This is a genomic window from Mycobacterium sp. (assembly GCF_032162605.1).
Taxonomy (GTDB): domain Bacteria; phylum Actinomycetota; class Actinomycetes; order Mycobacteriales; family Mycobacteriaceae; genus Mycobacterium.
The window spans coordinates 1-9,221 of sequence record NZ_JAVROT010000410.1 but is presented as its reverse complement, the minus strand read 5'-3'; the positions used below and the strand labels follow the sequence as shown (position 1 = coordinate 9,221).

Genomic DNA, 9,221 nt, shown 5'->3' with positions numbered 1-9,221 from the left:
GTTGATTTACCAAGCGTTTACGTGTGACATCCCGCCGTTTACACGACGTAATCGCGCCGACTCGGGGGGCCGTCTGACTATGATGTGCCGATGGCCGTGCCGGTACCGCGTCGTGGGCAAAACATCTCCGTGGTGCTCGCGGCGCATTTCGAGCGGCTCATCGCCACCAATGAACTGGTCCCTGGCTCGCGACTGCCCTCTGAACGGGAGCTGGCCGAGACCTTCGACGTGTCGCGTTCGACGCTTCGCGAGGCCATGCACGAGCTGGAGGGCAAACGATTGATCGAGCGCAGGCCGGGGCGTGGCACGACTGTGCTTGCAGTGCAAGGCACCTCCGAGGATTTTCGCAGCCTCGCCGCCGAGGACGCCTCGGCTGCCTACGCCGCAGAGCTGCGGGAGATCATCGAGCCGTCCATCGCCGCGCTGGCGGCCAGCCGGGCAACCAGGTCGAACCTCCTGCAGCTCAGTGACGTGTTGGACAGGTCTGGCGAGAACCTGCTGCAGGCCGAGTCGTTGCGATTGGACGTCGAGTTTCACACGTTGCTGGCACGGGCAGCACAGAATCCCCTGCTCGAGTCGCTGCAGGCGAGGAGCAGCGAGTGGACCCACGACGTGCGGCAGTATTCGCATGCCACCCGGGTGGGTCGGCGCATCTCGACACGCGGTCATCACCGCATCTACGACGCCGTCCGCGATCACGATTCCGTAGCCGCCCAGGAGGCGATGATGCTTCACCTCGAAGAGGTCAAGGAACTCATCGCCAAGGCGACCAAGAGGCGCGGCGAGTAGGTCGGTCAGCCTCCGACGGTGACGTAGGTCTTGCGGATGGTCTCCGTGACGAACCACGTGCCGCGCCAGCCCTTGGGCAGTACCAGCAGCGAGCCGGGTCCGATGTCGGCGCGAACCCCGTCCTCTCCGACGACGGTGCCCGAACCCGCGATGATGTGACACACCTCGGTCTCGTTCGACCGGTCCGCGGTGAACTCGCCCGGTCCGCACTCCCACACGCCGGCATGCGTCGAATCACCCGACCAGACGTTCAGTGTGGCCTCCGCCTGGTTGCTGCGGCTCGTCGGCTTCGGCTGCGGCGCGGGCAGTTCCGCAGCGACCGCGTTGTCGTGACGCAGGTGTGCGCCCAAAGGTAGTGAGATCATTCCGCTGTTCCTGTTCCGTGATCGTGGGATCGGCCTGTGCTCAGCGCCCGGTGATCTTGTTGGCCAACCGTGCTAGTCCGCTCGTCGTCGACAGCCCCCGTGCGGCCTCGCGCCGGTCTGCGGTCCGGTACAGCGCGTACATGGCTTGAACACCGAGCCAGCGCAACGGCTCCGGTTCCCACTTGCGAACGCGTCGACCTACCCAGGGCAGGCGGGTGAGTTCGGTGTCCCGTTCGAGGACGAGGTCGGCGAGGGTGTGGCCGGCCAGGTTGGTCGTCGTGAGGCCGCTGCCGACGTAACCGCCTGCGGTGCCGAATCCGCTCGCCCGGTCGAAGTCGACGGTGGCCGTCCAGTCGCGGGGCACGCCGAGCACGCCGCACCACGCGTGGCTGATCGGCACCTCGCGGGTCGCGGGAAACATGTCACGCACCAGAGCCGTCAGCGCGTCGACCGTCCACTGCTGAGTGACTCCCCGATGGTCCAGCGTCGAGCCGTAGCGGTAGGGGATTCCCCTGCCGCCCAGGGCAATCCGGTTGTCTGCGGTGCGTTGGGCGTACATGTATCCGTGCGCGTAGTCGCCGAGCAGTTCGGCACCGTCCCAGCCGACGTCGGCGCGCACCGACTCGGGTAGTGGTTCGGTGACGATCATCGACGAGTTCATCGGAAGCCACTCACGACGCTGACCGGGCATGGTGGCGGTGAAGCCCTCCAGGCAACGGAGTATCACGGGTGCGCGCACGTCGCCGCGGTCGGTCACCACACGGCGGTGCTCGATGCCGGTCGCCGCCGTCTGCTCATAGATCGCCACGCCCATGCCCTCCACGACGCGCGCCAGACCCTGCACGAGCTTGGCAGGTTGCACGCGGGCGCAGTGCGGGCTGAACATCGCTCCCACCGCGTTCTGAACCCGGATCCGGGCGTTGGACTCATCTGCTGTCAAGACGACGAAGTCTTCCGGTCCGGCGCCCCATCGCCGCTCGTAGTCGACCGATTCGCGGAGGCGGCCCAGCTGCGCCGGGTTTCGCGCCACGTGCAGCACGCCGTCCTTGACGATGTCGGCGTCGATGCCCTCGACCTCCGCGACGCCGATGACCTCGTCGACGGCGCCGCGCATCGCCCGCATCAGCGTGACGACGCCGTCGTGGCCGTGTGTCGAGGCGTAGGCATCACGTGATCCAGCCAGCTCGGCGGACAGCCATCCCCCGTTGCGGCCGGATGCTCCAAACCCCGCGAACTCCTTCTCCAGAATGGCGATTCGCAGGTCGGGTTGCTCGCGCTTGAGGTAGAAGGCGGACCACAGGCCGGTCAGACCGGCGCCGACGATGCACACGTCCACATCGAGGGAGCTCGGCAGCGGTGGCCTCGATTCCGGCCACCCGGCGGAGCGGTACCAGAACGACACACTTCCATTGACGAAGTCATTGGCAAGACCGCGGGACGTGCGACCAACGGGTGACATGCTCTTCTTGCTCCTTTACTCGGGTATCAGCGGGAGGCGGCAGAGAGGATCGCCGCGTTGTCGGGGTCGAACGTCAGCCAGATCCGTTGCCCCGGTTGGGTCGCCGTGATGCTGCCCGCACTCTCGCGGACCAGCACCACGGTGTCGTCGGACAGCCGGACCTCGACCTTGCGGGAGTTTCCGAGGTAGATTTCCTGGGTCACGGTGCCCGGTACGGCATTGACGGCGTCGGGTTCGGAGTCGCCTGCGACCAATCGGATCCGCTCCGGCCGCACGACGACCGCGACGGTGTCACCGCGCGCCGAGTCCCCACGTCCGGCCACGATTCGGCGCCCACCGACGTCTACGGTTTGCTCGTCGGTGACCGTTCCACTGAAGACGGACGACTCGCCGAGAAAGCGGGCGACGAAGATGCTCTTGGGGCGTTCGTAGAGTTCGGTCGGGGTTCCGACCTGCTCGATGCGCGCATCGTTGAACACAGCGATGCGGTCGGACAGCACGAGCGCCTCGTCCTGATCGTGCGTCACGTAGACGAACGTCGTGCCGAGTTCACCGTGGATGCGCTTGATCTCGAGTTGCAGTGAATCACGCAGCTTCTTGTCCAACGCGCCGAGCGGCTCGTCCATGAGCAGCACGCGAGGTTCGTAGACCATGGCCCGCGCGAGCGCGACGCGTTGCTGTTGGCCGCCGGACAGCGCCTTGGGCATGCGCCTGCCGTAGTCCTCGAGGCCGACAGTCCGCAGGGCGGCCGCCACCTTCTCCCTGCGCTCGGCCTTTGCCATCTTGCGCTGTCGCAACGGATATTCGACGTTGTCGGTCACCGTCATGTGCGGAAAGAGCGCGTACTGCTGGAACACCATGCCGATGTTGCGCCGGTACGGCGGCAGATCCGTGACCGGTCTGCCGTCGATCTGAAGCTCACCCTCGGTGACGTCGACGAAACCGGCGATCATGTTGAGCGTGGTGGTCTTACCGGAACCGCTGGGCCCCAGGAGGGTGAGGAACTCCCCCGGTCGGGCGTCGAGGTCGATGGCGTCGACGGCGGTGACCGAGTCATATCGCTTGGTCAGCCCCCGCATCGTGATGGATGCGCCATGCGGCGCGGGATCATCGGACACGGCTTCTCCTGATCGTGAAGATGCTGGCAACGATCGTCAGCGCTGTCGTGAGCGCCAGGATCACGGTGGCGGCCGCTGCGATCGTGGGATCGGTGTCGCGGGTGACAGACGAATACATCCGGACCGGCAGCGTCTGCAGGTACGGACTCTGGATGAACAGCGACAGGACCACCTCGTCGAAGCTGGTGGCGAATGCGAACAGCGCACCCGACAGGACACCCGGGGCCACCAACGGCAGCGTGACGGTGCGGAACGTCGTCCACCGACGCGCCCCGCAGATGGCCGCGGCATCCTCGAGGCGACGATCGAAACCCTGAAGGCTGGCGCTCACCGGAATGATCACGAACGGCAGGGCGAGCACGCTGTGTGCGACAACGAAACCCAGCGTCGTACCAAGCAGATTCAGTCGCAGATAGATTGCGTAGATGCCGATCGACACCACGATGACCGGAACGATCATCGGTGAGAGCAGGAGGGCGCGCACACCTTGGTCACCAAAGAAGCGGGCCCGACTGAACGCCACCGCCGCCGCCGTGCCACACACCGTGGCGACGACGGCGACCAGCAGGCCGACACGGATGCTGGCCTCCAGCGACCAGAGCCACGACGGATCGGTGAAGAAGTTGGTGTACCACTGCGTGGACCAACCGGTGGGAGGGAAGTTGAACGACGCTCGGTCGGTGAAGCTGAGCGGCACCACGATCAGCGACGGCGCGACCAGCCAGAGCGCGACGACGGCGCAGAACACCAGTAGCAAGGCGTGCCAGAACGTCGTACTGCGCCTATTCACGAGGGTTGCTCCTGCCGGGAGGCGCGGCGCAACGCCAGCATCAGCACCGCGAGCACCACGAACGTCAGAAGCAGCAGGACGACACCCATCGCCGCGCCCCTGCCCCACTGCAGCAGGCTGTTGACCTGAACGTAGATCTGCTGGCTTATCAGCGCGTTGTCGGGCGAGCCGAGCAGCGCCGGTGTCACGTAGAAGCCGAGGCTGCTGATGAACACCATCAGACATCCGGCGCCCACCCCCGGCATGGTCAACGGCGCCCAGATGCGGGCGAAGGACATCAGGGGACGCGCACCCAGGCTCGACGAGGCCAGCACCAGCTGGCGGTCGATACCCGACATCACCGCGTAGAGCGGTAACACCATGAACGGCACCAGGATCTGGCTCATACCGATCACCACGCCGAGATTGGTGCGGATGAGTCGGACCTCCCCGAGACCGATGAGTTTCAGGACCGCGTGCGCGGGGCCGTTGTCCTGCAACAGGATCACCCATGCGAACGTACGCACCATCAGGCTGGTCCAGAACGGGACCAGCACCAGCATCGTGAGAACCGCTCGCACCTTGGGACCGAACGCAACCATTGCGTAGGCGTAGGGGTACCCGAGGATCAGGCAGATCACGGTCACCTCGAGCCCCGTGGTGAAGGTGCGCAACAAGACTCGGCGTTGCACGTCGTCGCCCACGTACCAGCTGAAGTTGCCGAACCCCGCAACGGGATCGGTGAAGGCGCGCCACAGCATCAGCGCCAGCGGTACCACGAATACACCGATCACCAGGATCACCGAGGGGGTGAGCAGAGCGTAGGCGCCGCGGCGCCTACGCTTCGCTCCTGCGACCTCGGTCCGTGATCGTGGCGGCGCCGCTCCTCCGGAGAAGACGTCGACTACGGTCATGGGTCCGAAATCTCCTTACTTGGCAAGCCAATCCGAGTACGCCGCGTTCATGGCGTCGTTGTTCTTGGCCCACCACGCGACGTCGAGAGGGAAGCGGTCCTTGCCGCGCTCCGGGGTGGTGGTCAGGTAGCTCTTGGCGAGATCGTCGAGCTGCGGCTTCGCGTCGACGTTGATGGGGCTGTACGACGTCAGTTCGGAGAGCTTGGCCTGTTGGTCGGCACCTAGGTAGTAGTTGATCAGCGCCATGGAAGCCTTGGGGTTCTTCGCGCCCTTGGGCACCGTGATCGTGTCGGCCTCCGGCATCCACTGGTCCCACATCGGTGCGAACGGGGCGCCGTTCTTCACAGCGGAGTAGGCGCGTCCACTCCAGACGAGCGCGATGTCAACCTGACCGCCCTCGATGAGCTGTTGGGCATGCGCTCCGCTGTTCCAGAACACGATGTCGTTGCGGATGCTGGACAGCTTGCGCAGCGCACGCGGCGCATCGATGGGGTAAACCTGAGCTGGCGCAACGCCGTCGGCCAGGAGCGCGCCCTCGAGCACGCCCGGATCGAGCTCGCCCGCGATGCCCTCGATCGAGCGCTTGCCGGGGAACTTGGCGGTGTCGAAGAAGTCGGCCCACGTCTTGGGCGGGTTGGCGCCGTACTTCTTGGTGTTGTAGACGACGATGAGCCCGTAGCCCATGGCCGGCACCGAACACTCGTCGGTCTTGGAGCCCGGCGGAAGCTTGCTGAGGTCGACGATGCTCGTGTCGATCGGCATGAAGAGGTCGCCGCAGTGTTGCGCGGTGATCACGTTGGTCGAGTCGATCACGTCCCATGTGATGTTGCCGGATTCGACCTGCGTCTTGATCTTGGCGGTCTCGGTTGGGCCGTCCTGCAGTACGCGGGCGCCGGAGGCCTTGACGAACGGGTCGATCGCGGCCTGGGTCTGGCCATCCTGATAGATGCCACCGTAGGAGACGAAGGTCAGCGTCAGACCCTTGAGTGCGTCGGCCTTGACCGTGCCTGCCTTCGGCGGGCCACTACCCAGGTCGACGGCGGCGCCCGGCGCGGGTCCTGACGAACACGCGGAGGTTGCAAGCATGCACGCGGCGAGCACGACGGGCAGGCGTCGAACGAAGGTTGAGGTGACCATTCGAATCTCCTTTGAACTAGCGACGGCGTGGTCGGAACTTGTATTCAGTTGGTCGGGGGGCTGACGATCCAGAACAATTCGGTGTACGCGTCACCGCTGTTGTGGACGGTATGCGGGACGGAGGTGCGGTACTCCGCGCTGTCTCCGGCCTCCAGGAGGTAGGGCTTGCCGTCGAGTTCCAGCGTCGGACCCCCTGAGATGACGACGAGGATCTCTTGCGCGTCACCGTGTACGTAGGCGTCGCCCGCACTCGCACCGGGAGCGAGCTCGCCGACGTATACCTCGAGGTTTCGTAGCGGTTTCTGGGACAGCAGGTACTTTGCGCTCAGGTCGGACACCTCGATGACCGGACGGTCGGCCTTGCGGAGGATGCGAACGTCGCCGACGTGGTCGTCGGCGAACAGATCCGGAAGCGTGATCCCTAGTTCCTCGGACAACCGCCGCAGCGTGCTCACGCTCGCGTTGACCTGTCCGCGCTCGACCTGGCTGAGAAAGCCCGGCGAGATGCCTGCACGATCAGCGAGTTGCCGCAGTTTCAGCTTGCGCGCGACCCGGAATTGGCGAATGCGCCCACCGACGGCAGCGTCCGCGTCGGCCGTCGGATCGACACCGGGTTCTACGGTCGAACCCATCGGGAGAGAACCCTCCGTTCGCTGACGCAGAACAGTTCGGTGGTTGTGAACGAACATTTTGTTCGCTTCATGGTCGACCGTAAGCGGATCCCGTGCAGGGCGCAAGACGTAGATCACATTTGCAGTCCAGCGTGCCTTGGCCCACACCTCTCAACCAGCGGTCCACCTGGGCAGGCCAGTGACTGCGATCGCGTTCCCGCGCTTACGCGTACGGCTGGGGCCGGGGTGGTGGCAGTCACCGGCCCTGCTCTACCTGCTGCCACTCGTCCTGCTGGTACCCGTGTTCGTGGTGCCGACGGGGCACGGTGTTCCTGCGCAGCTTCGAGAACGCCGCCTGGGTGACGCTGATCGCGCTGCTGACCGGGCTGCCATTCACGATGGCGGCATTCCGCGTCGGACCGCGGTTGCAGGCCGTGCCGTTCGGCACGATCGCGGCGCCGCTGTTCTTCTCCGTCATCGTGCGTGCCTACAAATGGTTGGCGCTGCTGGGCCACGAAGGCCGATCGTGGGCACGCTCGGCCTACTGGGGTTCGACACCAACGGACTGACACGAGCCACACGTGCAGATGGCGGCCGACGAACGGGTGAGCCTCCGGGTCACCACCTCACTACCCGCTCCGGTGGTGACGGGCGTACTGCACGACGACGGCCGAACCGTCGGCGCGCGGATCTGCCGCCGCGGTGAACTGACCGTCGCGGCCCACCTGCACCACGTTGGCCTGCCCCAGCCCCTCGGTGTGTCTGGGAACTTCGACGACCGCGAGGCCCGACGCGGCGAGAGACGTTGCGGCAACGGGATCGACGTCCGTCTCGACGACGACGGAGTCGGCCGTGCAGCCGTGCTCCTGCGGACCCGCGACGGCCCGCGGCGCGGCGACGGCGTCTGCGGCCGTGGCCCCGCCCAGCATGCGCAGCAGCACCTGGGTCAGGATCTGAGGCTGGCCCTGTCCGCCCATCGTCGCCAGGACGTGACGGACTGCGCCGTTCTGCGTCGTCATCACCGGCATTAGCGTATGCAGCGGACGTTTTCTGGGCGCCAACGCATTCGGTGACCCGGCGTCCAGCGAGAAACCGGTGCCGCGGTCGTGGAAGAGGATGCCGGTCTGCGGATCGACGAGCCCGGAACCGAAGGAGTGGTAGACACTCTGGATCAGAGACACCGCGATCCCGTCGCCATCGGCAGCGGCGACGCCGACCGTGTCACCGCGGGCAACCGACCCAACGACCTCGGGTCTTTCGGCGACTGGGGTGACGGCTCCGAGGTCGCCGTCCACCAACGCGGCGACGTCCACGTCGGCCATGCGCGGGTCGGCCAGGCGGGCCGAGCGGAGCCGGTTGCCGTGGTGGAACACCCGCATGAGAGTACCGATCCCGTCGCCGAGCGGAGCCTCGACGCCGATGCTCTCGATGGCTCGCAGAGCCCGAAGCATCATGAACCCGTGGGTGTTCGGCGGACTCGTCAACACCGTCACGCCGCGGAAGTCGACCGCCAACGGCGCGGTGGACTCGGGCTGGAACTCGGCAAGGTCGGCACCGTTCAGCACGGAGCCACGGGCGCGCAGGTACTGCAGCGTGCGCGCGGCGAGGCCCCCGGTGTAGAACTCGTCCGGACCGCACGCCCGCAGCGCTGCGAACGTCGCGGCGAGTTCGGGCTGCCGGAACTCCTCGCCGCCGCGCAGCAGTCTCCCGCCGGGCCGGAACACTCGGTCGAAGTCCTCGAGACCGATGAGGTCGGCATTCTCGGGGTCGGCGAGATGGGCGTCCAGCGATGCGGCGACCGGCACCCCTCGCTCGGCAGCTTCCTCGGCGGGCCGGAGTAGACGGTCCCATGGGAGACGACTACCGAAGCGGCGCAACGTCTCCCACCCCCGTACCCCGCCTGGCACCGTGACTGTGTCGGCGCCCCGGCTGGGCATGGCAGACCCGTACCTGGCGCGCATCGCCTCGGCGTCGGCATCGGCGCCTGCCCAGCCCGAGGCGTTGACACACGTCACGATGCCATCGGGAGTGCGCACCAATGCGATGAGATCGCCGCCGA

Annotated in this window: 10 protein-coding genes; 2 read left to right on the top strand and 8 right to left on the bottom strand. The window is 66.4% G+C overall.

Annotation, left to right across the window (positions count from 1 at the left end):
* Positions 1-90 precede the first annotated feature (90 nt).
* Positions 91-789, top strand: coding sequence for a FadR/GntR family transcriptional regulator (locus QOI01_RS23285; protein ID WP_526385150.1), 699 nt, complete (start codon positions 91-93; stop codon positions 787-789).
* Positions 790-794: 5 nt separating this feature from the next.
* Here QOI01_RS23285 and QOI01_RS23280 read toward each other — a convergent pair whose 3' ends face one another.
* Genes QOI01_RS23280 through relB form a run of 7 tightly spaced genes read right to left on the bottom strand, consistent with a single transcriptional unit; the run spans position 795 to position 7,183 of the window.
* Entirely contained in the window at positions 795-1,154 is a 360-nt protein-coding gene (locus QOI01_RS23280; RefSeq protein ID WP_526385148.1) for a cupin domain-containing protein, read from the bottom strand.
* Positions 1,155-1,194: 40 nt separating this feature from the next.
* The gene (locus tag QOI01_RS23275; protein ID WP_526385146.1) at positions 1,195-2,613 is read right to left on the bottom strand and encodes an NAD(P)/FAD-dependent oxidoreductase; all 1,419 of its coding nucleotides are present in this window, start codon (positions 2,611-2,613) and stop codon (positions 1,195-1,197) included.
* A 26-nt stretch (positions 2,614-2,639) separates the two neighbouring features.
* Positions 2,640-3,731, bottom strand: coding sequence for an ABC transporter ATP-binding protein (locus tag QOI01_RS23270; protein WP_526385144.1), 1,092 nt, complete (start codon positions 3,729-3,731; stop codon positions 2,640-2,642).
* Positions 3,721-4,521, bottom strand: coding sequence for an ABC transporter permease (locus QOI01_RS23265; RefSeq protein WP_526385142.1), 801 nt, complete (start codon positions 4,519-4,521; stop codon positions 3,721-3,723). Before QOI01_RS23265 ends, QOI01_RS23270 begins: the two co-directional genes overlap by 11 nt.
* On the bottom strand, positions 4,518-5,414 hold the full coding sequence (locus tag QOI01_RS23260; RefSeq protein ID WP_526385140.1) for an ABC transporter permease: 897 nt from the start codon (positions 5,412-5,414) through the stop codon (positions 4,518-4,520). The genes QOI01_RS23265 and QOI01_RS23260 overlap by 4 nt, the downstream gene beginning before the upstream one ends.
* 15 nt (positions 5,415-5,429) lie before the next feature.
* Positions 5,430-6,551, bottom strand: a complete 1,122-nt coding sequence (locus QOI01_RS23255) for an ABC transporter substrate-binding protein (protein WP_526385138.1) — start codon at positions 6,549-6,551, stop codon at positions 5,430-5,432.
* A gap of 44 nt (positions 6,552-6,595) precedes the next feature.
* Entirely contained in the window at positions 6,596-7,183 is a 588-nt protein-coding gene (relB, locus tag QOI01_RS23250) for a type II toxin-antitoxin system RelB family anti-toxin (protein ID WP_526385136.1), read from the bottom strand.
* Between the two features lie 305 nt (positions 7,184-7,488).
* Between relB and QOI01_RS23245 the strand changes: the two genes are divergently transcribed.
* Positions 7,489-7,731 carry a hypothetical protein gene (locus tag QOI01_RS23245; protein ID WP_526385134.1) on the top strand — a complete coding sequence of 81 codons (243 nt, stop codon included), beginning with the start codon at positions 7,489-7,491 and terminating at the stop codon, positions 7,729-7,731.
* Positions 7,732-7,791: 60 nt separating this feature from the next.
* Here QOI01_RS23245 and QOI01_RS23240 read toward each other — a convergent pair.
* Positions 7,792-9,221: gamma-glutamyltransferase family protein (locus tag QOI01_RS23240; protein ID WP_526385133.1), on the bottom strand; the 1,430-nt coding region annotated here is incomplete at its 5' end.